The 20,680-nt window shown below is 57.8% G+C and carries 20 protein-coding genes; 4 read left to right on the top strand and 16 right to left on the bottom strand.

The window, feature by feature from the left end; genetic code table 11:
• Positions 1–36 precede the first annotated feature (36 nt).
• The 3 genes from ispF to MHX53_RS01105 form a co-directional block, all read right to left on the bottom strand.
• Positions 37–519 carry a 2-C-methyl-D-erythritol 2,4-cyclodiphosphate synthase gene (ispF, locus tag MHX53_RS01115; protein WP_239270943.1) on the bottom strand — a complete coding sequence of 161 codons (483 nt, stop codon included), beginning with the start codon at positions 517–519 and terminating at the stop codon, positions 37–39.
• Entirely contained in the window at positions 516–1,217 is a 702-nt protein-coding gene (gene ispD / locus MHX53_RS01110) for a 2-C-methyl-D-erythritol 4-phosphate cytidylyltransferase (RefSeq protein WP_239270942.1), read from the bottom strand. Before ispD ends, ispF begins: the two co-directional genes overlap by 4 nt.
• Positions 1,218–1,291: 74 nt before the next feature.
• Positions 1,292–1,774 carry a CarD family transcriptional regulator gene (locus MHX53_RS01105; RefSeq protein ID WP_102239043.1) on the bottom strand — a complete coding sequence of 161 codons (483 nt, stop codon included), beginning with the start codon at positions 1,772–1,774 and terminating at the stop codon, positions 1,292–1,294.
• A gap of 232 nt (positions 1,775–2,006) precedes the next feature.
• On the opposite strand from MHX53_RS01105, the gene MHX53_RS01100 reads away from it, so the two are divergent.
• Positions 2,007–2,603, top strand: coding sequence for a hypothetical protein (locus MHX53_RS01100; protein ID WP_239270941.1), 597 nt, complete (start codon positions 2,007–2,009; stop codon positions 2,601–2,603).
• An 84-nt stretch (positions 2,604–2,687) separates the two neighbouring features.
• Here MHX53_RS01100 and MHX53_RS01095 read toward each other — a convergent pair whose 3' ends face one another.
• Complete coding sequence (locus MHX53_RS01095) at positions 2,688–3,368, bottom strand: response regulator transcription factor (RefSeq protein WP_239270940.1); 681 nt, start codon at positions 3,366–3,368, stop codon at positions 2,688–2,690.
• Positions 3,365–4,597, bottom strand: coding sequence for an ATP-binding protein (locus MHX53_RS01090; protein WP_239270939.1), 1,233 nt, complete (start codon positions 4,595–4,597; stop codon positions 3,365–3,367). Before MHX53_RS01090 ends, MHX53_RS01095 begins: the two co-directional genes overlap by 4 nt.
• Positions 4,598–4,764: 167 nt before the next feature.
• Here MHX53_RS01090 and phoU point away from each other — a divergent pair, with 167 nt between their 5' ends.
• Positions 4,765–5,430, top strand: a complete 666-nt coding sequence (gene phoU / locus MHX53_RS01085) for a phosphate signaling complex protein PhoU (RefSeq protein ID WP_239270938.1) — start codon at positions 4,765–4,767, stop codon at positions 5,428–5,430.
• Between the two features lie 114 nt (positions 5,431–5,544).
• On the opposite strand, the gene MHX53_RS01080 is transcribed toward phoU, so the two are convergent.
• Genes MHX53_RS01080 through MHX53_RS01060 form a run of 5 tightly spaced genes read right to left on the bottom strand, consistent with a single transcriptional unit; the run spans position 5,545 to position 9,487 of the window.
• Complete coding sequence (locus MHX53_RS01080) at positions 5,545–6,288, bottom strand: phosphoglyceromutase (protein ID WP_239270937.1); 744 nt, start codon at positions 6,286–6,288, stop codon at positions 5,545–5,547.
• A 4-nt stretch (positions 6,289–6,292) separates the two neighbouring features.
• Positions 6,293–6,805: a YbjN domain-containing protein gene (locus MHX53_RS01075; RefSeq protein WP_239270936.1), complete on the bottom strand. Its 513-nt coding sequence runs from the start codon at positions 6,803–6,805 to the stop codon at positions 6,293–6,295.
• A gap of 10 nt (positions 6,806–6,815) precedes the next feature.
• On the bottom strand, positions 6,816–8,000 hold the full coding sequence (locus tag MHX53_RS11710; RefSeq protein ID WP_239270935.1) for a glycosyltransferase: 1,185 nt from the start codon (positions 7,998–8,000) through the stop codon (positions 6,816–6,818).
• 24 nt (positions 8,001–8,024) lie between these two features.
• Positions 8,025–8,339, bottom strand: coding sequence for a DUF2516 family protein (locus tag MHX53_RS01065; protein ID WP_102239035.1), 315 nt, complete (start codon positions 8,337–8,339; stop codon positions 8,025–8,027).
• A 29-nt stretch (positions 8,340–8,368) separates the two neighbouring features.
• Complete coding sequence (locus MHX53_RS01060; protein ID WP_239270934.1) at positions 8,369–9,487, bottom strand: FUSC family protein; 1,119 nt, start codon at positions 9,485–9,487, stop codon at positions 8,369–8,371.
• A 91-nt stretch (positions 9,488–9,578) separates the two neighbouring features.
• Between MHX53_RS01060 and pepN the strand changes: the two genes are divergently transcribed.
• Positions 9,579–12,203: an aminopeptidase N gene (gene pepN / locus MHX53_RS01055; protein ID WP_239270933.1), complete on the top strand. Its 2,625-nt coding sequence runs from the start codon at positions 9,579–9,581 to the stop codon at positions 12,201–12,203.
• A gap of 73 nt (positions 12,204–12,276) precedes the next feature.
• Positions 12,277–13,266 carry a bile acid:sodium symporter family protein gene (locus MHX53_RS01050; RefSeq protein ID WP_239270932.1) on the top strand — a complete coding sequence of 330 codons (990 nt, stop codon included), beginning with the start codon at positions 12,277–12,279 and terminating at the stop codon, positions 13,264–13,266.
• Here MHX53_RS01050 and MHX53_RS01045 read toward each other — a convergent pair.
• The 6 genes from MHX53_RS01045 to MHX53_RS01020 form a co-directional block, all read right to left on the bottom strand.
• Positions 13,263–14,153: a siderophore-interacting protein gene (locus tag MHX53_RS01045; RefSeq protein WP_239270931.1), complete on the bottom strand. Its 891-nt coding sequence runs from the start codon at positions 14,151–14,153 to the stop codon at positions 13,263–13,265. The genes MHX53_RS01050 and MHX53_RS01045 overlap by 4 nt on opposite strands.
• 2 nt (positions 14,154–14,155) lie before the next feature.
• Positions 14,156–16,264 carry an iron ABC transporter permease gene (locus tag MHX53_RS01040; protein ID WP_239270930.1) on the bottom strand — a complete coding sequence of 703 codons (2,109 nt, stop codon included), beginning with the start codon at positions 16,262–16,264 and terminating at the stop codon, positions 14,156–14,158.
• Positions 16,265–16,292: 28 nt separating this feature from the next.
• Complete coding sequence (locus tag MHX53_RS01035) at positions 16,293–17,267, bottom strand: iron-siderophore ABC transporter substrate-binding protein (RefSeq protein WP_239270929.1); 975 nt, start codon at positions 17,265–17,267, stop codon at positions 16,293–16,295.
• The gene (locus tag MHX53_RS01030; protein WP_239270928.1) at positions 17,264–18,100 is read right to left on the bottom strand and encodes an ABC transporter ATP-binding protein; all 837 of its coding nucleotides are present in this window, start codon (positions 18,098–18,100) and stop codon (positions 17,264–17,266) included. The genes MHX53_RS01035 and MHX53_RS01030 overlap by 4 nt, the downstream gene beginning before the upstream one ends.
• A 132-nt stretch (positions 18,101–18,232) precedes the next feature.
• A complete protein-coding gene (gabT, locus tag MHX53_RS01025; protein ID WP_239270927.1) occupies positions 18,233–19,597 on the bottom strand; it encodes a 4-aminobutyrate--2-oxoglutarate transaminase in 1,365 nt (454 codons plus the stop codon).
• A gap of 43 nt (positions 19,598–19,640) precedes the next feature.
• Positions 19,641–20,675 (bottom strand): folate-binding protein, encoded by a 1,035-nt coding sequence (locus MHX53_RS01020; RefSeq protein ID WP_239270926.1) that lies wholly within the window; start codon positions 20,673–20,675, stop codon positions 19,641–19,643.
• Between the last annotated feature and the right edge of the window lie 5 nt (positions 20,676–20,680).

Here is a 20,680-nt window from a genome sequence, read left to right as displayed (position 1 = left end):
TAGGGTGGCGCTACCTCGCAGGGCTTAAATAGGGAATTACTGAGCCCGGTAGACCAGGGCGGTAGCAATGGCAGCCACGCCCTCACCTCGGCCGGTTAAACCCAAGCGGTCAGTCGTTGTCCCGGAAACATGAACGGTGGCCCCTGCGGCTTCACTGAGCACACGTTGCGCTTCGACCCGCCGCGTACCAATTTTGGGTCGGTTGCACACTGCCTGCACGCTGATATTGCCAATCTCAAAATCAGCAAGCCTGACGATTCGCGCGGCTTCGCGCAAGAGAGTGCATCCGCTGGCGCCGGCAAACTCGGGGCGGTCTGTGCCAAAGTGTGCGCCCAAGTCACCGACGCCGGCTGCAGAAAAGATGGCGTCGCAACACGCGTGAGCTACCGCATCGGAGTCGGAGTGACCTTCCAGCCCCACGACACCTTCCCACAATAGACCTGCCAGCCACATGGGCCGGTCGGGGTTGTCGCTTATAGCGTGGACGTCTACACCGATTCCTACCTGGGGAACAATCACGTGTCTTCCTTCCGTCCGCACAACATACGCGCGAGTTCAAGGTCCAGCGGGTGGGTGATTTTAAACGCTTCATGGGACCCCTCGACGCCTACCGAGGGGATCCCCATCGTTTCAAGCAAGCTTGCATCGTCGGTCATTTGCGTTGACGTGCCGCGTGCAAACCGGTCGTGCGCTGCCACCAAGTCATCAAACGTGAATCCTTGCGGTGTTTGCACGGCCCGCAACCGGGCGCGCTCTACGGGAGCTCCCAAGGGCGCGACTTCCTCACGCTGTTGTGACGTTAGCATTCGCACGGTGTCAGATACCGGGAGCACCGGGACCACGTTCCGGTGTCCGGCACAGAGCGCGGTGAGCACGCGGTCAAACACACGCCGAGGTGTCAGAGGCCTGGCGGCGTCATGAACCAGCGCGTATGTGGGTTTGCCGTCGATAGCTGCGAGTGCATTCCGTACTGACTCTGTGCGTTCCGTTCCGCCGATCACCGTCTGAACGTTTGGCTGCGTGCGGAACATGTCTAGCGCGCGGGCTTTAAGGTCTCGTGGCACCGCGATGACAACCAGCTCGATACCTGCGTTGAATACACCAGCAACAGCGTGTTCGAGGAGAGTGCGACCCCCTAAAGGAACAAATGCTTTGGGGGTTTCTAACCCCAATCGAGTTCCAGACCCTGCCGCTGGAATGATCGCCACCGTCTCCATATGCGCAACTCTAGTCCACGTGTACATACAAAAATGGGGGCGACGTCACGTCACCCCCATTTACTTCTTCACTTTTATGAAGCGAGAACCTTTTCCAGCATTGCTTCGGCTTCGGTCTCTTCTTTTTCTTCTGCCAGAGCCAGCTCCGACACGAGCACCTGACGAGCCTTGGCAAGCATGCGCTTTTCACCTGTGGAAAGACCGCGGTCCTGTTCGCGACGCCACAGGTCACGAACGACCTCGGCTACCTTAATAACGTCACCGGACTGGAATTTTTCGAGGTTCGCTTTGTAGCGACGTGACCAGTTGGTTGGTTCTTCAGTAACTTCAGCACGCAAGACCTGGAAGACTTTTTCCAAACCTTCTTCGCCCACAACATCGCGGACACCCACGAGGTCGCAATTTTCAGCGGGGACTTCAATCGTTAGGTCGCCGTGTGAGACCTGCAGTTTCAAGTAAAGTTTGTCTTCGCCCTTGATCGTGCGGGTCTTAATTTCTTGGATTGTCGCCGCTCCGTGATGCGGATAAACAACAGTGTCGCCGACCTGAAAACTCATCTTATTTTTTCCCCTTTCGCGGACTTTCAGTTTAGCATGACGCACAACACAACCGCGAAGTGATGTCCGAAATGCGCAACAAAGCTCATCTCCTGTGATAGGTTGCCCGGTTGTATCAGCGGCGCACGCAACTCGGAAAGTGACCCATAGTTTCTACGCGCGATGAAAAACAGGTAACATACACGGTGTTCCTTAAGAATTTGTTGCGTACCACTTTGAGGAGTATGTGAACGTGAAACGGCTAACCCGCGCCGCTGTCGCAGCCGCAGCGATTGCCCTTGTTGTCCCTGTCAGCGGTTGCGCGGCCCTGTTGTCGAACCAGCAGACTCACAATTACATCTACCATGGCGGTGACGGCGCGTGGGCATCAATTGGCGGAGTCGAATTCCGTGGCATTCTGCTCATCGCAAACGAAGACAACTCCCAAGCACAGCTCTTCTACACCATTGTGAACAACTCCAATGGCCCAGCAAAGATCACCCTCAAGGTTGGCGACTACCAGAAGCAGATCAAGCTCAAGAAGGGCGCACGCATCGTTCAGAACCCGCAGTCGCCTGACTCGAATGGCGAAGAAGCGGTTGTCAAGGGTCTCAACGCCAAGGTTGGCGAACAGGTTGAGGTTGAAGTCAGCGCAAACGGCATGGAAAAGACTGTGCGCGCACAGGTGCTGAACGCCGAACACTGGTACTACGAAGACGCCCAGCCTAAAGGAAGCTCATCAACCGGTGCTCCAGCTGAAGGCGCAACCGCATCACCCGAAGAAGGCGCTACCCAAGCTCCTGCCCAAGGTGAAGCCACCCCAGCTCCCGAAGAAACCGAAGGACAGTAAGTACACATAAGTACACAACTGCAGACGGTTCAAACTCCGGTGGCCTAGGTAAGGCAAAGATTGCTTACCTAGGCCACCGGTGTTTTACGCTTCGAACTTGTACCCCAGGCCACGCACAGTGACCAGTAGCTTAGGTTCAGACGGAGTTTCTTCGATCTTGGCACGCAAACGCTTGACGTGAACATCCAGGGTCTTGGTGTCGCCCACGTAGTCCTGTCCCCAGATTCGGTCGATGAGCTGGCCACGTGTCATCACACGACCAGCGTTACGTACCAGCATTTCAAGAAGCTCGAACTCTTTGAGCGGGAGCGCAAGTTCGGCTCCACGAACGCTTGCCACGTGACGTTCAACGTCGATACGCACTCCCCCAGCTTCAAGAACACCGTCGTCGATGTCTGAGGACTCCGTGTTACGACGCATCACTGCACGAATACGCGCCAACAACTCGCGAGACGAATATGGCTTTGTCACGTAGTCGTCTGCGCCTAGTTCCAGACCCACAACCTTGTCGATCTCTGAGTCTTTGGCCGTCAGCATGATGATGGGCACCTTGGACTTAGAGCGCAACTGACGGCACACCTCGGTGCCGGACGCCCCAGGCAACATCAGGTCCAGAAGAACCAGATCAGCACCATGCGCGTCGAACTCCGCAAGAGCCTGCAAGCCGTCCGCGGCGACTGTCACGTCATAACCCTCTTTACCCAACAGGTACGCAAGTGGGTCCGAAATTGATTCTTCGTCTTCGACGAGCAGAATCCGCGTCACGACTTCTCCTTTTGTGTCTGCATTTGTGTCTGTGCGACTGTCAACGGTTGGCCGTTGGAATCGCTGAGCAAAATTCCTTCCTGCTTAGCCTGAGACAAATCAACCTCAGAGTGAGCAAGAGGTAAAACAATAGTAAAGGTAGAACCTTGATCCAGCTTCGACCATACGCGAACTTCACCGCCGTGCGTAGCGACGATGTGCTTCACAATGCTTAGGCCCAGCCCCGTACCACCGGTCATGCGTGAGCGCGCAGGGTCGACCCGGTAGAAGCGTTCAAAAACACGTTGAGTGTCTTCAGTCGACAGCCCTATCCCTTGGTCAGTCACCGAAATCAAGACATTGCCACCGTCTTCTTTTGCGCCCACGCCCACTTTTGTTCCGTCGTTGGAATAGCTAATGGCGTTGTCAATGAGGTTACGCACGGCATTCACCAGCAAGTCGTGGCTTCCCAAAACGGTCCACTCACCCGTAGGGACCATGTCGATTGAGATGTTTTTCGCCTCGGCACGGGTTTTGGCGCGATCAACCGCCTCTTCGATGACCTTCGCGATACTCACGTCTTCCGTAGCCCCAGGGGCTTCGTGATCCTGAACGCGCGAAAGGTCGATGATCTCCTGAACCAGCTGCGTGAGCCGTTTCGACTCCTGCTGAATGCGACCCCCAAACCGGGCGACCGCCTCGGGATCGTCAGCACAGTCCGTGACCGCCTCGGCCAGCAACGACAGCGCACCCACGGGAGTCTTTAATTCGTGGGACACATTCGCCACGAAATCCCGGCGCACTTCGTGGACCCGCTTCGCTTCCGTCTGGTCGTCAGCCAACACCACCACATACGCCGAACCCAGAGGCGCCACGCGGGCGTGGAGGTGACGCACAAACCCGCGGTCGCCTCCTCGCTCCTTCTTGAAGTTCACTTCCTCAATGAGGCCACGCGCTCGCACGCGCACAACAACTTCTAGAAGCTCATCGGACGAAAGCGAGTGGCCACGGACAAGGCCGTAAGTGTAGGCAGCGGGAGAAGCTTTGACGACATCGTCACCCGCGTCGACAACGATGGCTGCAGACGGCAAGACAGCTAGGACTTCAGCAATACCTTCGGGAAGTTCTTCGTCGGAGTGAAGATCAGCACTATTACGGCTCTTTTCCGACAGGCGGAACGCCAAAATGCCGGAAATACCCAACCCCAGACCCACTACACCGGTCAGCAGGGAAATAATCAACACGTCCACGTTGTTAGCCTAGTAGTACGTGCCACCTGGTCTAACACCGGCACTGAGATTGTGCGCACATGTCAGCATGAATTCACCTTGGTGTCAGTGGTCGTTCACAGACAAGTGGGAACGTAAAACAGTCCATGCCCTTTGGCATGCCCGCGACTTACTCTGAAAGGACCGCAATGCGCGAAGTCTTTACCAAAGAACTTGAAGCACTTGCTGATGGTCTCGTTGACCTCGGAAACCTTGCCGTTGACGCTATCAAACAGTCCAACAAGGCACTCGCTACCAACGACCTCCAGCTTGCTGAGCAGGTCATCACCGACGACGCCCAGGTCAACGCGAACCAGGTCGAAATTGACCGTCGCGCTGTTGAAATCCTTGCACTCCAGGCACCTGTTGCGGCCGACCTCCGCATCGTTGTTGCCGCTCTGAAAATGAGCGTTGCGCTTGAGCGCATGGGTGACCTTGCCCGCCACATTTCCGCGCAGGTCCGCATCCGCTACCCAGAACACGCTATCCCAGAAGCCTTCACTCGCATTTTCGAGCGCATGGGTTCGGTTGCTGAACGCATTGGTGAAGGCATGGTCGAACTTCTTTCGACACCAGGTCTTGCAGCCGTCCCAATGATTTCGGCTCTGGACGAAGAACTCGACGCGCTGCACCTGGAAGTGTTCACCGTAATCGCTTCCCTGGGCAACGACCAGATCACTCCTAGCCAGATCGCTGACGTGACCCTGCTGGCTCGCTACTACGAGCGTTTCGGTGACCAGGCCGTCAACGTGGCACAGCGCGTTGACTACATGCTGTCCGGAAACCTGGACTCAGACGCTTCCTCAGCGGAGTAACCACACTCCCCAGCCTCAGTGCGAGCCTCGCTCAGAGGCTTACTCATGACAACACGATGGCCCGCCAGTTTCACACTGGCGGGCCATTGTTTTCCGGCCTAACAGCCCTGGCTCTTACTTGCCTTGGTTTGCGACCGCAGCAGCCGCTTCCTTAGCAGCTTCTGGGTCAAGGTAGGTGCCACCGGGCTTCACTGGCGCAAAGTTGTCGTCCAGTTCGTAGTGCAGTGGGATTCCCGTTGGAATGTTGAGTCCGGCGATGTCTTCGTCGCTGATCCCGTCGAGGTGCTTTACGAGCGCGCGCAGTGAGTTGCCGTGCGCGGTGACCAGGACGGTCTTGCCTTCGCGCAGATCAGGGATTACAGCGTCGTACCAGTACGGGAGTAGACGCGCGATCACGTCTTTGAGGCATTCGGTGCGTGGAATCGAGTCGCCCAAGTTGGCGTAACGAGCGTCGCCTGTCTGCGACCATTCGCTGGAGTCATCCAGCACAGGTGGTGGCGTGTCAAAGGATCGACGCCACGTCATGAACTGTTCTTCGCCGTATTCGTCGCGAATCTCTTTCTTGTTCTTGCCCTGCAACGCACCGTAGTGGCGTTCGTTGAGGCGCCACGAACGCTTCACATCGATCCAATGGCGGTCAGCTGCGTCGAGTGCGAGGTTTGCAGTCACAATCGCACGGCGCAGGCGCGAGGTGTGCAAAACGTCGGGGAGGAGTCCGGCGTCGATGAGCAGTTCGCCTGCTCGTGCCGCTTCCGTGCGTCCCTGTTCGGTGAGAGGGACGTCGACCCATCCGGTGAAGAGGTTTTTCTGGTTCCATTCGCTCTGGCCGTGGCGCAAGAGCACGAGATTGTACGTCATACTTCTATTCTGACATGCAGCCGTTGTTCTTCTTGGCTTCCGGATCCAGGATTTTCCTGAACGCTTCGAGGTTCCGCGTGGATTCGCCTCGCGACACCCGCCATTCCCATTCCTTCTTCATCGAGGTGATGAACCCGCGCACCAAAAGCTCGTTAAAAGATGAGTCAGCGACCGTAAGAAATTCGCCCATGAGCCGGTCAATAAGGTCTTCGGTCACCGCTTCACGGGGAATGGCCGCGCGTAGGTACACGTCGCCGAGGTGGTCGACGGCGAACGCTGTCATGGACAGTTCCAGGTTCTTCCGTAAGAGGTAGGTGGCGAAGGTGAGGTGGTTTTCGTCGGGGTGACGAATGATAAAGGCTTGGCAGTCGAGGCTGTGGTGGTTCTCTTTAACCGACACCGCTGTTTTGAGTTTCTTCTCCCCCGGCAAAACGACAACCGCGTGGTGGTCGTTCACCGTGTCGATGTCGACGTCACTCTGTGTGGCCCACGTGTGGAGCACGTCAATAGCTGGCATTGATCTCCTCTCACAGCTGATTCAACACGTTACGCACGCACGTATCCCACGTAAAGCTCTGTGCGTGTAGCACGCCGGCTTGTCCCATGCGTTCACGTTCGTCCGGGTCACTGAACAGTTCCGTGATTGCGCGTGCCAACCCAACGTGATCTCCAGGTTCGAACAACACCCCGGTTTCACCGTCGACCACCACACTGGGCAACCCACCCACCCGGGAGGCGACAACACACGCCCCACTGGCTGCCGCCTCGGCGGCAACGAACCCAAACGACTCCGAGCGCGACGGGACAATCACCAGATCAGCCCGGCGGTACCACGTGACGAGTTCGTGGGGAGGCACGGGCGGGGTGATGTCGACACCGTCAGACACACCCAGCTCAGTGGCGAGGCGCTCAAAATCCTGGGTGTCAGGGCCTCCGGAGCCACCCCCTAAGAACTCCACGCGCACGTTTATGCCGGTTTGGCGCAGTTCGGCGAGCGCGCGCATCATGATGTCGGTGCCTTTGATGTATTGCATGCGGCCCACACACACCAGGGTGTGAGGGCTGGCAGGCGCGCTGGGCAGGCGAGCGTCACCCGGCTCCCCTGTTTCACACGTTTCACCGGGCGTGAAAATCTTGTGGTTCACGCCAGGTTGGGCAGCCACAATGCGTGCGTTCGGGTCCAACAGTTCACGCATGGCGCGAGCTTCCAGCGGAGTGTTCGCCACCAGCAGGTGAGCGTCGCGGGCAATCTGAGCTTCGGCCTCGAGGCGTTGGGCAGGTTCCAGGCTGGTTCCCGTGTCGCGGTTTTTCACCGCCCCGATCGTATGGAAGCTCACCACGACCGGCTTTCGTGAAGCACTGCTGTCATTGCTCATCAGGGCCGTCTGCGCTGAGATCCAGTAGTGCGCCCACACCCAATCGGCGTCGCGATATTCCGGTGTGCGTGCCAGCTGTGCGGCCAGTTCAGTCATGTGTTGCGGAAGGTCGTCCTTGCCGGTTGCACTCACGCGCAGGTGCCGCACCTCGAACTGGTCCCGTGTGACTCTATCTGGCCCGTCCCATGCGGGGTCGGCAGTAAAAATCGTGACCTGATGGCCGAGGTCACATAGGACTCGGGCGGTGTTCGTCACGTAGACGTTGAGTCCCCCTGCATCGCCCTGGCCGGGCTGGGCAAGTGGGGAGGTGTGAAGAGAGAGGATAGCAACGCGCACGTTTGAAGTGTATCGGTCAGTGCGTCAGCGCCCGCGGTATCGCGGATCCACCGCGCGCAGTGCTTTACGGACATCGGCGAAGTACACCCCGGCCGCCACAATACCTAAAAGTGTCACGAAGGGGATTCGAATGTGCATAGGTGGCAGAGCAATGAACGCCAGGGCCGATGCAACACCCAAAATTCCTGACCAGAACACTCGGGTTCGTTTACCTGCAGCGTTGTAGACCTCTTGCGAGTACCGAAGCGAGTCGATGAACGCGAAAAGCTGGAAAACAAACGCTGCCACGGTAAGGAGCAGAAAAATAAGCGACTGAAGATTGCCGAGTGCCTCAAGCATGGATGCCAGTTTACCTTTTACTTGTGGAGTTACTCGTCGAGTTCGGGTAGCACGTCGTTTGCCGCGTCTTCCGTCATACCAGCTGCCGACATCAAGTCGTTCGCAAGCGGACGGAGCAACAAAACGAGCGTTTCATCGTGCCGGTCGGTCACAAAGTCAGCTTTAGGACTCAAGGTGCGGGCGACCTCGGTCAGGAACTTTTCAGCAGGAACCCGGGACGTTCCACGACGCAACGCGATCCGCAGCATGGCAGCGCCTTCCCCCAACTGCTCAATGGGGTGGGCGACGCCCGGACGTTTTTCGCCGGTAGCGGTCATCGCGACGACTCGGCGCGCAACCACACGTACCAGACGCATGGCACGGTCAGCGTATTCGCACGCCCTGGCCAGGCGGGTAACCTCAGCGGCGTACCGGCGTGAACGCGCGTTGATTCGGGTCGCTTCCTGGGACACGCTGATCGACGTTCTCCACGAATCGACGAACGCTTGGCTTTCGCGCGCACGCTCAAGAACACGTTGAGCTAAATCAGAGTCGGCAGTGCGCAGTGCTTTCGCGGTTCCTTTGAGCAAGACCGAGATTTCGTACAGAAGGTTAGCGGCTCGGTTTCGTGGCCGTTTACGCGCATCCGACGGAACGATCAGTGCCATCAAAATCGCAATTACTGCCCCCACGATCGCGTCGACCGTGCGGTCAAAAGGTTTGGTGGCAATGGACATGGGGACGGCCACCACGTACACGGCCTGGATTGCGATTTGGTTGACGAACAGGGCACCCGAATTCAGGATGTTCCCCACAACCAGCCCGGCGAAAATCACCACCGCGATCTGCCAGACCCCGATACCGAACATGTGGACCAGAATTTCGCCCACCAATACGCCCAGGGTAGCTCCCAAACCAATCTCAATGGATCGGCGCAAACGTTTGTCAGCCGTGACACCCGTCCCAATGACAGCGGCAACAGCGGCCAAGAACGGAGCAGGGTGGCCAAGAACATGGTGACAGAATGCGTACCCGCTGGTGGCTCCGATCACCACCTGGAAAATCTGGCTGGAGTTCTCGATTGCGCGAAGCCCACCTAATCGGACGCGCACTCCGAGTGCCCCACTGAGACGCCTATAAAGGGGCTTCTTTGTGCTAGCCTGCGTCATTTTCATCCCTTCCTCGCTCAAGTCTAGTCGACTCTTCAACACGCACTTGGAAAAATGTGGCAAGGTGAGGAGAGCTGATAACGGAGGACACATGACCACAAATCTGAAACGCAGTGAAGCTGCCACCCGATCCGAACTACTGGCTACTCACAGCTACACGGTGCACCTCGACATTACTTCGGCGCCGGACCTCGCGAAAAAGACATTCACATCAACGTCGACTGTCGTTTTTGACGCGCACCAGGACGCTGACACGTTCATCGACTTCATCGCAGACTCCGTCAGCGAGATCACCATCAACGGACAGTCTCTGGACCCGGCAAAAAACTTCGACGGCGCCCGGGTGACATTCCCCGTCACGGCAGGCTCCAACACCCTCACCGTCACAGGGCAAGCCATCTACTCAACAAGCGGTGAAGGCATGCACCGCTTCGTCGACCCGGCTGATGACAAGATCTACTTGTACACACAGTACGAACCCACGGACGCTAGGCGCGTATTCGCCAACTTCGACCAGCCTGACCTCAAAGCGACGTTCACGTTCTCGGTGACGGCGCCTCAGGATTTCATCGTCCTCAACAACACCGCGCCCACGGAATCGCAGGCAACCACCCCGGAAGTCGCACCGGCAGCGGAAGCCGCGACGACCTCGGCGGTCACCTACGAATTTGCCACCACGGAACGCATGTCCACCTACATCACTTGCGTGTGCGCGGGACACTACGTGGGAGCGCACGACACATACACGCGCGGCGACCTGACAATCCCGTTGAGCGTGTACGTGCGCGCATCTCTGGCCGAAAGCATGGATGCCGACAACATCTTCACCGTCACCAAACAGGGACTGGACTTCTACCACGACAACTTCGAATTCCCGTATCCGTGGGGCAAATACGACCAGATTTTCGTGCCCGAATACAACCTGGGAGCCATGGAAAACCCGGGCTTGGTGACCTTTGTCGACTCGTTCATCTACCGCGATGCCGTCACCCGCACCGAATACGAATCGCGCGCGAACGTGATCCTGCACGAAATGGCGCACATGTGGTTCGGCGACTTGGTCACCATGCAGTGGTGGGACGACCTGTGGTTGAAGGAGTCGTTCGCCGACTACATGGCGTCGCTCGCTCTGACCACCGCAACCGAGTTCACCGACGGCTGGGTGACCTTCGCTCTGCGTCGCAAGGACTGGGCGTACCGCCAAGACCAATACCCCACGACCCACCCCATCGTGGCCGACATTCCCGATGTCGAAGCCGCCCGGCTCAACTTCGACGGGATCACCTACGCCAAGGGAGCTTCGGTTCTCAAGCAACTGGTCGCATTCGTGGGACTGGACGCGTTCATGGCCGGCTCCCGCGACTACTTCGCAAAGCACGCGTTTGGCAACACCACGCTGGTGGACTTCCTCGACGCGCTTGAAGCTCGCACGGAAGGCCGCGACGTGCGCGCTTGGGCCGACGCATGGCTCACCACAACGGGCGTGAGCGAAATCAGCGTCGACGTCGAAACCGATGACGCGGGCACCATCACCAAGGCCACCGTGTCACAGAGCAACACCGGACCCCAGGTGGTTCGCCCTCACACGTTCACGCTTGCCGGTTTCAATCGCCAACGCAGTGCCATGCACCCAACGGAAACATGGAAGGTCGACTTTGACACCGCCTCGGCGGACCTTCCTCAGCTGGTGGGCACCAAACGCCCCGACCTTCTTCTGCCCGGTCACGGTGACGACGATTTCGCCAAAATGCGTTTGGACGACGCCTCGACGGCGCATGCTCTGCACAGCGTGACCAAGTTGCCTGACGCGCTGGATCGAGCGGTCGTGTGGTCTGCTTTGACGAACGCGATGCGCGACGGCTCGCTGAGTGTGAGCGACTTCGTTGATGCGTACGCGCGTTCGCTGGGGCGTGAGGATCACGCAGGCATCAACGCCGGTCTGCGTGCCCAGGCGCTGAATGCGGTGAAGTTGTGGACAACGGATGTCGATGGCACGCTAAGTGCGATCCTGGGTGCGGCTTTGGACGCGCTTGAGAGCGCTGAACCAGGCTCAGATACCCAGCTCAACCTGGCAGAAGTCGTCCTCATTTTTGTTGCGCATTCGGCGACCGTCGTGGCCCCCGGTCCCGAGGTCGTCGCGGCTCGCGACTTCGCCTCCCGCGTTCTGGCGTCCGGACCCACGCTTGAGGGTTACGGCCTGAAGGTAGACAACGCTTTGAAGTGGAAGGCGCTCATTTCGCTGGTGGTTTTAGGTTGGGCCGATGAAGAAGATATTGCCGCCCAGGAGTCCCGCGACCGCACTGATTCCGGTGTGATGCAGGCTCGGACAGCGCGTGCGGCCCGGTCGCTCCCGGTGGCAAAAATGCGTGCCTTTGAGGCGGTCACGTCTGACACGTCGCTGTCGAACAGTTCGCTTTCGGCCACGGTCGCTGGGTTCACGTCCCCTGTGGCCACCCCGATTCTTGAACCGTTTGTGGACCAGTACTTTGAGCAGCTTGAATCGTTCTGGACTACCCGGTCGAACGAAATCGCCAAGCGATTGGTGCTGGGACTGTACCCGTCGTGGTCGACGCGGCGCGAGCACGTAGCGCAGCGTACTGATGCGTGGCTGAGCGAGCACGGAACTGCTCCGGCTGCTCTGCGCAGGCTCGTCACTGAACTGGGCGATGACATGCACCGAGCGATCCGCGTGCAGGGAGCCCAAGCGTCACTGTGACGTGTTGAACCTCGAGCGCCCACAGTGCGGACGCTTCTGTGACATACGCGACACTACGCTTTACTAAGCATTCATGAGCACCTCAAGCATGAATCCTCAGGAGCAGCGTAGTGCCCGCGTTGCCGTCACGGTTTTTCCGGCCCTGGTTGTCGTGGCTGGCGTCGTCGGGTTTCTGTTGCCCGAGGTCGTTACTCCGCTGGCGCCTTCCGTCACCTGGCTTCTGGGCGGGGTGATGTTCTTCATGGGGCTGACGCTCACCGTTCCAGACTTCACCCAGATCGTAAAGAAGCCGTGGATTGCCGCAGTGGGTGTGGTGGCTCAGTACCTGTTCATGCCGCTGGCTGGCTGGCTCGTTGCGGTGCTTTTGGGGTTGCCTCCTGAGCTTGCTGCGGGTGTCATCTTGGTGGGGTGTGCTCCGGGTGGTACGGCGTCGAATGTGGTCACGTATTTGGCTCGCGGTGACGTCGCGCTGTCGGTGTCGGTCACGACTTTGTCCACGTTGATCGCGCCGTTGGCAACACCCGCTCTTACGCTCATGTTTGCAGGCCAGTACATGGACGTGAGCTTTGCGACCATGATGATGTCGATCGTCAAGACCGTGCTTGTTCCTGTCATCGCAGGTGTTGTTATCCGTGTTCTTGCGGATAAGTTCGTTCAGAAGATCAGCCCTATTCTCCCCTGGTTGTCAGCCTTGACAATTGCGCTCATCGTGGCAGTTGTTGTGGGCGGTTCGGCCGACAAACTGGTAAGCGCAGGAGCGACCGTTTTGCTGGCTGTTGTGTTGCACAACTCGATTGGACTGGCCGTTGGTTTCGCCACGGGTGTGGCAGTTGGCTTGTCATCGACTCAGCGTCGCGCGCTCACCTTTGAGGTGGGGCTCCAGAACTCCGGGCTCGCAGCAACTTTGGCTACCACCTACGTCTCCCCGTTGGCCGCTCTGCCAGGCGCGGTGTTCAGCGTGTGGCACAACGTGTCCGGTGCGATCCTGGCTGCGATCTTCGCCCGCCAGCCCGTCGAAGACACCCCACGCGAAACGAAGTCAGAAATTACGTCTGAGGCCTAGAGACTCACGCCCATTCGCCAATACCCCATGAACGAAGAGCTTTCTCTTGGCAGCCCCCGCTTCTTGCGCATCTCGTGCCGGAGTTGCGCGACGGTGTCGGCATCGGCGGCAACCCACGTATAAAGCTCGTCGGTATTGCCTTGCTTAGCTTCGTCCCACAAAAGCACGGAGTTGTCGTATGAGTTGTCAACATCGGTCTGAACGTCGCAGGACGGGAGACCGTTGTGGTCGCACCACTCTTGAACTTCGCGATGGAGCACATCACCGCGCGTCGCACCGGCGTGCGCCACACGTGGTAGCCATTTCACACTGACACCGTGTGGTGCTGTGAAATTCTGAATGTCTCCGGGCGACGGGACTTCCACGAAAACTGCTCCACGCATCTCAGGGCTCAGGCTTTCAATGATGTTGCTAATAGCTGGAACCGCGGTTTCATCTCCGGCGATCAGAATGTGCGACGCACTCCCCGGCGCCCATGCGACCCCCTCTGAAGAAGAACCCGGGGCACCTTCCACGGGACCCACCACCGCAATGTGAGTTCCGATAGGAGCTTTTACTGCGAATGCACTCGCGGGCCCTTCAGTGCCGTGAACGACGAAATCAACGTCAAGTTCCTTGAGCATCGGACGCACTGCTTTGACGGTGTACGTGCGCAAATGGGGTCGCACGTGTTCGGGTAGCGAACGCGCCCAGGCGAACCAATCATCGCGTTCCACCAGCTCCTCGACACACTCGCGTGAACCGAAAGCAAGCTTGATGCGCTGGTCTAAGCACGTTGTTCCGAACTGATCGAGCGTTGGGCCCTTAAATGTCAACCGTACGAGGTTTTCTGACACCCGAGAGCGAGCGGTCAGGTGAACGAGAAACGGCATATAGGACTGAGGCATTGTTAAGCGTCCTTTCGCATTCGAATGAGAAGCCACAAGAAGTACGGGCACCCGATCATCGCTGTGGCCAGACCTGCGGGGATCTGACCGGGAGCCACAATTGTTCGACCCAAGGCATCGGCACACACGACGAGGATGGCCCCTGTCAATGACGCAAGCGGAAGCAGAAAGACATGGCGAGCGCCGATGATAAGCCGGGAAATATGTGGAGCCACCAGACCAACGAACGCAACGACTCCGATGGTTACGGTCGCCACCGTGACCAACATGAGAGCGATGAGCACGAGAATGACACGGTGCCGAACGACGTTTACCCCCAGGATTCGTGGCGTACTGTCGTCGATCTGAATGACGTCTAAGTCGCGAGCCACGTATGTACATGCCACAGCTCCGATCATCAAACAGACAGCCAAGGGCACAATTTGCACAAAAGTCACTCCTGACGTGGACCCGGATAGCCATGTCATCGCCATTGTGCGGTTCCACGGATCTGAGGTGACAATCAGACACGTAGTGAGCGCTTGGGTCGCTGTAGCAATTCCGATACCAGTCACAACCATGCGCGCTTGGTCGAAACCACCTCGGCCCGCTAAGCCAAAAAGCAGAAGGCCTACGGCCAGTGCGCTGAGCCCTGCACAGACCAATAAGGTCACAAAGTCACTCTTGTGGAACACCGTAAGTGCAAATACAGCGCCCAAACCTGCCCCGCCTGAGACGCCCAGCACGCCTGGATCGGCAAGCGGATTACGTGTCGTCCCTTGCAAGACTCCACCTGCAATAGCAAGGCACGCACCTGAAAGACATGCGACAAACACCCGCGGAATGCGTGATTCCAGCACGATCTCCACCTGTGGAGGTGCAAGATTGTTCAGGTAGTTCACCACGTCGCCGGTGAACAGCACGGTGTCGCCTACGAGGATGGCACCACCCACACACAGGGCTAGCAGTACAGAAATGGCACATACAACGGCACCCGGTCGCGCGAACCCCAGCTTTGTGCCATTCTTCATGGCCACCAGGGAGTCGGAGTCGAATCCAGATTTGACCCCCTGCGCCAGCACGATGAGAAAAAGCGCCCCGATGATCGAAGTGACGATGCCGGTGGGGATCGATACAGAGTCGCTTCCGGAAACCACCGCTCTGAGTATCAAATCGGAGCCCACCACTAGGAGCATTCCAAAAATCATGGACATCAGGAACATACTGCGAGCGTGGCTCAGCTCCGCGACCCAGCGCGCCATAATACGTGCCAGTGCTGGCGCACATAGCCCAACAAAGGCAATGGGCCCGGCCACTGTGACAGCACTTGCCGCGAGGAGGACCGACAGCAAGACAAAGGTGGTACGCCAGACCGTAACGTTGATGCCCAAGCTCGACGCCGCATCATCTCCTAGGTGCATCACATCGAGCTTGTGGCCCGTCAAGAAGACCAGGACGATCACCGCAACGACAACTACGGAAAGGTGAAGGACCCCGTCGATTCCAATTTGTCCCAATGAACCTGATCCCCATGCCACGAGGCTCTGTGTTTCAAAGGAGTTGAACAGAAGGAACACAGTTGTCAGCGCGGACAAACCCATGGCCAACACACTGCCCGCCAGCACCAAACGCACAGGTGAAGATCCTCGGGATAGCGTGACAACAACTGCTGCAGCGATCAGCCCACCTACAAATGCGACGACTGTTCCTGAAAGAAATGACAGTGTCACGCCAGTCACTGCGACCAAAGTCAACGACAAATACGCTCCGGCATTGACCGCCAGAGTGTCCGGTGACGCCAAGGCATTTCTGGTGAGCGACTGCATAAGCGCTCCAGCTCCACCCAGCGCGACTCCTACCATGATGCCCGCGAGCAACCTCGGGAACCGAGAATTTAAAATCACAGTTGTGTCAAAGTCCGATCCACGACCCGTTGCCCAGCGGAGGACAGCACCGGGGGTGACATTCGACGTTCCCTGCGTAAGGTGGACGACAGACAGAATCACCACCAAACCCAATGCCGCCAGGAGCAGGATCGCAAAGGACGAAAGTTTTCGTGCCCCGTGTCTAGTGGCGTGCATGTCGGTGGACTCGACGTTACGCGGCTGAGTTTCTTTCAGTGAATGTGTCATGGGTTATGCGACGTAATGCGTTAAAGAATCAGCCAGTCACTGTGTCAGCGTAGAGCTTGGCCATTTGTTCGAGCGACTTGGTGCCACCGTAGAGCCATACACTTTCAGGTGTTTTATGGACCCGGTTATTTTTCACGAAGCTCAGGCCCTTCCAGATGCCGTTCGAGCCCAATGCGGAAATCGGGTCCTCGCTACCCTTTTCCGTGTAGTAGAACACATGGGTCTCCCCCGCTATGCCGGTCAGACCTTCGACGTCGCTGTTGCTAATGCCGTAGTCCTTGTCGCCGCTGTCGGTCCACCCGTGGGAAAGCCCTACGCCTTTGGCCACGACTCCCGGACCAGATCCAGGCCCATGCATGCGGAAATCAATCGAGTTAGCCGTCTTGGTGGGGTATGTGTAGACGACAGGGGTGCCGGCTTTGTTCGCATCGGCAATTTTGCGTTTGCATTCGTCAACGGTGGAGTCGTAGTCCTCAGCAAGCTTCTCCGCTTCGGCGTCTTTTCCAGTAAGCGTGCCGACTTTCTTCTGATTCTCCTTGAGAAGGTCGATCAGTCCGTCGGTAGTTGCACTGTTAAATACAGCGACCGGAGCGATTTTCTCGATTGTTGCCATCTGCGTGTCGGGGATCGACGACATATCGGCCAGGATGAGGTCAGGCTCTAACGCTGCGATAGCATCGACGCTTGGCTCAGTCCGGATACCCACGTCTTTGGGCTCGTTTTTGAGTGGAACGGCAGTGTCCCATTCGGTGTACCCCTTGGGGTCGGCAACGCCCACCGGATTGATACCAAGTGCCACAGCGTATTCGGTCACGGACCATTCCAGGGTGACAACCTTTTCAGCAGGTTTGTCGAGATTCACCGCTTTTCCGCGACTGTCGGTGATTGAGATGGACGCATTGCCTTCTTCAGGCGTTTTCTGTTGTGCTTCATATTTTGCGCCACAGCCAGTAAGTGTGAGTACACCAGCAACTGTGATCGCCAATATCTTCCACACGTTCATAGAGTTCCTTTCGAAAGAGACGCGCGAGTTCGCGGGCTTCGTGTACTTATTCGGACCGTGCCAGCGTCGTGTTCACACGTGATTTCAGTGCCGTAGACCTCGCTGAGAAGCTCCGAGCGCAACACGTCATGTGGTGGCCCAGCAGCAACGACGCGACCGTTCGACATCACTGCAACTGTGTCAGCGATTGTCGCTGCATGGTTGAGGTCGTGTAGAACGACGCCCACGCAAACGCCATGTTCATGAGCTAGTTCAAAGAGGAGTTCGAGCAATTCGACCTGGTACTTCAGGTCAAGGTGATTGGTAGGCTCATCAAGCAGAAGAACCTCGGTATCTTGAGCCAAACAGCTGGCCAGCCACACTCGTTGTAACTGCCCACCTGAAAGCTGTTCAAGAGGTAGGTGTGCCAGGTCTTCAACGTCGGCGAGCTCCATGGCCGCCTGGATTTTTTGGGCACCTACTGTGTCTCCTTTGCCCCACCATCCCGTGAAAGGATGACGGCCCAACTCGACAGCAGAGCGAACACGCATACCATGCGGAGTTGTTCGCATCTGCGTCAGCATTGTTAGGCGTCGTGCTAGTTGCTTGCGCGACAAACCGTCTACTGTTGCGTCGTCATCAAAACGAACTTGCCCTGAATGCGCAGGTAGCAGTCCCGAGAGTGCCCGCAACAAAGTAGACTTCCCCGACCCGTTGGGTCCTACAAGCGCAGTCACTTCGCCCGCATTCAAGCGCAGGTCAACGCCTTGCACGACCGGTTCCGTGGAATAGCCCGCGCAAATGCCCTGTACCGTGAGCCCAGATGCCTTTGTTTTCTTCAGCGTCTTCAACACAGAAAAAGGTTAAGGCATGCCTAACCTAATTACAACATGGAACTATGACTTTAATTCCTAGGGTGCTTTTCTAGCCACAACAAAGGCCCTGCGACATCACTGCCGCAGGGCCCCGGAAGTTTCAGAAAACGCTTAGCTCAGAGCCTTTTCGAACCCTTCTTCTAGAACGTCGAACGCTTCGTTGAGCAGTTCATCTGACATAGTCAGCGGTGGCAGGAAGCGCAGAACGTTTCCGAACGTACCCGTCACCAAAACCAGAACCGCGTTGTCGGCACAGTGCTTTGCAACTGCTTTAGCCAGGTCAGCGTTAGGTTCGATTGAGTCACGCTGCACCAGTTCGCACGCCTGCATCGCACCGCGTCCACGGACGTCGGCGACCTCAGGGAACTTGGACTGCAGTGCTTCCATGCGGGAACGCATGATGTCACCAAGTGCGCTGGCACGTTCCAGCAAACCGTCGTTTTCGTACGACTCGATCGCGCCCAGTGCCGCCGCTACGGCTGATGGGTTACCGCCGTAGGTTCCACCCAGTCCACCGGCTCCCACGGCGTCCATGATTTCTGCACGCCCGGTCACTGCTGACAGAGGAAGACCACCGGCAATACCTTTTGCGGTTGTGACCAGGTCGGGCTCAATGCCCTCCCACTCGGAGGCGAACATCTTTCCAGTGCGTCCAAACCCTGCCTGCACTTCATCTGCCACAAAAACGATGCCGTTTTCGCGTGCGTAGTCCACCAAGGTTGGCAAGAAGCCTTCAGCCGGAACGATGAAACCGCCTTCACCCTGAACAGGTTCGATCACAATCGCGGCAACCTGGTCGGCACCCACCTGCTTTTCGATCATGGTGATGACACGTTTTGCTGCGTCTTCGCCTGAAATCTTGGTGCCAGCAGCGTCGTTGTCGCGGAACGGGTACGACATGGGCGCGCGATACACCTCGCCGGCGAACGGCCCAAAGCCGTGCTTGTACGGCGCAACCTTGGCGGTCATGGCCATGGTCAGGTTGGTGCGCCCGTGGTATGCGTGGTCGAACACAACCACGGCGTTGCGCTTTGTGTAGGTGCGAGCAATCTTCACCGCGTTCTCAACGGCTTCGGCACCCGAGTTCAGAAGCACTGTGCGCTTGTCAAAGGACCCTGGGGTCAACTGGTTGAGCTTTTCAGCGAGTTCAACGTAGTTTTCGTACGGGTTGACCATGAAGCATGTGTGGGTGAAAGCTTCCACCTGTTCGGTCACGCGCTTCACGACGTTTTCGTTCGCGTTACCCACGTTGGTAACTGCGATTCCTGCACCCAGGTCGATGATCTGGTTGCCGTCGATGTCCTTGAGGATTCCGCCACCCGCAGCGACGATGTATGCGGGGTATCCAGAAGCGACACCCTGCGCAACGGCTTTGTTACGCCTGGCTTCGATCTCTTGTGATTTTGGTCCGGGGATTTCGGTGACAATCTTGCGTTCTTGCGACAGCGATGGGCCGCCCTTTTCCAATGAAGTCATACGTCAAAGATAACGCACGAACATGCCTTGTGTTGAGGAAAATTTAACGCCTGAGCTGAGGATTCCTTTGCACCGTCACCGTTTCCTTCTGCGTGCCCACAATCTGCTCTTGCGCAGCGCTCACCCGTGTGTTCCCGTCGTCGGTCAAAACGGCGAGCTCTGCTTCTGGGTCGACCGTCCGCTTGACCAGTCCCAGCGCAATGGGCCCTAGTTCGTAGTGGATTGCCGCCGAGGTGACGGCCCCTACCTGCCGTTCGGCACCTCGGGCGGGCCCCAGGATAGGGTCCCCGGGGGACACAACAGCGTGGTCCGAACCGTCCAGGTGCAGGAAAACTACGCGTCTCGGGACTTGCCCCAGGTTGTGTACTCGCGCCACGGCTTCTTGTCCGCGGTAGCAGCCCTTGGCTAGGTGGACTCCTGTGCGCAGAATGTCGATTTCACCCACGAGTGTTTTGTGATCACAGTCTGACAGCGCTGGACGCCATGCCTCGATGCGCAGGGCTTCCCACGCGTCGCGCCCCACAAGGGTGAGGCCTTCGCGATCACGGCACACGCTTATGCGAAAGTCGTAGGCGCTACCAGGGTGATCGGTGACGGCCGAATAGCTAGCGCCACCAGGGGTGATTTCCGGCCATGGGTCGACCCATTCAACCACAGGTTCCGCACTGTCCGTCGGACCGTTTGAGCCAACAACCGTGTAATCGTCGCTGACGTCGGCAATTTCTACCCGCATCATGAACTTCATGGATTCGAGGAACTCACGCAGAGGTTGGCCGTCACCGTCGATGAGTAGCCACACGCGGTCGTCTGCCACGTACACGTAGGCCCAGTGTTCGATGTGGCCGGTGGGTGAAAGAACCAGTGTCTCGGTGGACGTTCCAGGCTGAGCCGAGTCGAGTTTTTGCGTGGTCAGTGAGTTGAGCCAGGTCAAAGAGTCCGGGCCCGTGAGAGTCAGGATCGACATGGACGACAGGTCCGCGACCGCTTTGCCGTCAGCGAGCGCACGCTGTTCACGCAGCGGTGAACCTAGGTGAGCAATTTCAGACGATCGGTGGCCGGTGCCGTATACCGCGCTCATTGAGC

The sequence above is a fragment of the Brevibacterium sp. ACRRH genome (assembly GCF_022346365.1).
GTDB classification, from domain to species: domain Bacteria; phylum Actinomycetota; class Actinomycetes; order Actinomycetales; family Brevibacteriaceae; genus Brevibacterium; species Brevibacterium paucivorans.
Note: the sequence above shows the minus strand (reverse complement) of the source record. Positions and strands in the feature narration are given on the sequence as shown.

What these genes read in the sequence shown, in the direction of transcription:
- ispD (WP_239270942.1), bottom strand. Translation starts at nt 1,217, where the DNA reads ATGGAGACGGTGGCGATCATTCCAGCGGCAGGGTCTGGAACTCGATTG.
- MHX53_RS01105 (WP_102239043.1), bottom strand. Translation starts at nt 1,774, where the DNA reads ATGAGTTTTCAGGTCGGCGACACTGTTGTTTATCCGCATCACGGAGCG.
- phoU (WP_239270938.1), top strand. Translation starts at nt 4,765, where the DNA reads ATGCGCGAAGTCTTTACCAAAGAACTTGAAGCACTTGCTGATGGTCTC.
- MHX53_RS01080 (WP_239270937.1), bottom strand. Translation starts at nt 6,288, where the DNA reads ATGACGTACAATCTCGTGCTCTTGCGCCACGGCCAGAGCGAATGGAAC.
- MHX53_RS01075 (WP_239270936.1), bottom strand. Translation starts at nt 6,805, where the DNA reads ATGCCAGCTATTGACGTGCTCCACACGTGGGCCACACAGAGTGACGTC.
- MHX53_RS01065 (WP_102239035.1), bottom strand. Translation starts at nt 8,339, where the DNA reads ATGCTTGAGGCACTCGGCAATCTTCAGTCGCTTATTTTTCTGCTCCTT.
- MHX53_RS01060 (WP_239270934.1), bottom strand. Translation starts at nt 9,487, where the DNA reads ATGACGCAGGCTAGCACAAAGAAGCCCCTTTATAGGCGTCTCAGTGGG.
- pepN (WP_239270933.1), top strand. Translation starts at nt 9,579, where the DNA reads ATGACCACAAATCTGAAACGCAGTGAAGCTGCCACCCGATCCGAACTA.
- MHX53_RS01050 (WP_239270932.1), top strand. Translation starts at nt 12,277, where the DNA reads ATGAGCACCTCAAGCATGAATCCTCAGGAGCAGCGTAGTGCCCGCGTT.
- MHX53_RS01045 (WP_239270931.1), bottom strand. Translation starts at nt 14,153, where the DNA reads ATGCCTCAGTCCTATATGCCGTTTCTCGTTCACCTGACCGCTCGCTCT.
- MHX53_RS01040 (WP_239270930.1), bottom strand. Translation starts at nt 16,264, where the DNA reads ATGACACATTCACTGAAAGAAACTCAGCCGCGTAACGTCGAGTCCACC.
- MHX53_RS01035 (WP_239270929.1), bottom strand. Translation starts at nt 17,267, where the DNA reads ATGAACGTGTGGAAGATATTGGCGATCACAGTTGCTGGTGTACTCACA.
- gabT (WP_239270927.1), bottom strand. Translation starts at nt 19,597, where the DNA reads ATGACTTCATTGGAAAAGGGCGGCCCATCGCTGTCGCAAGAACGCAAG.
- MHX53_RS01020 (WP_239270926.1), bottom strand. Translation starts at nt 20,675, where the DNA reads ATGAGCGCGGTATACGGCACCGGCCACCGATCGTCTGAAATTGCTCAC.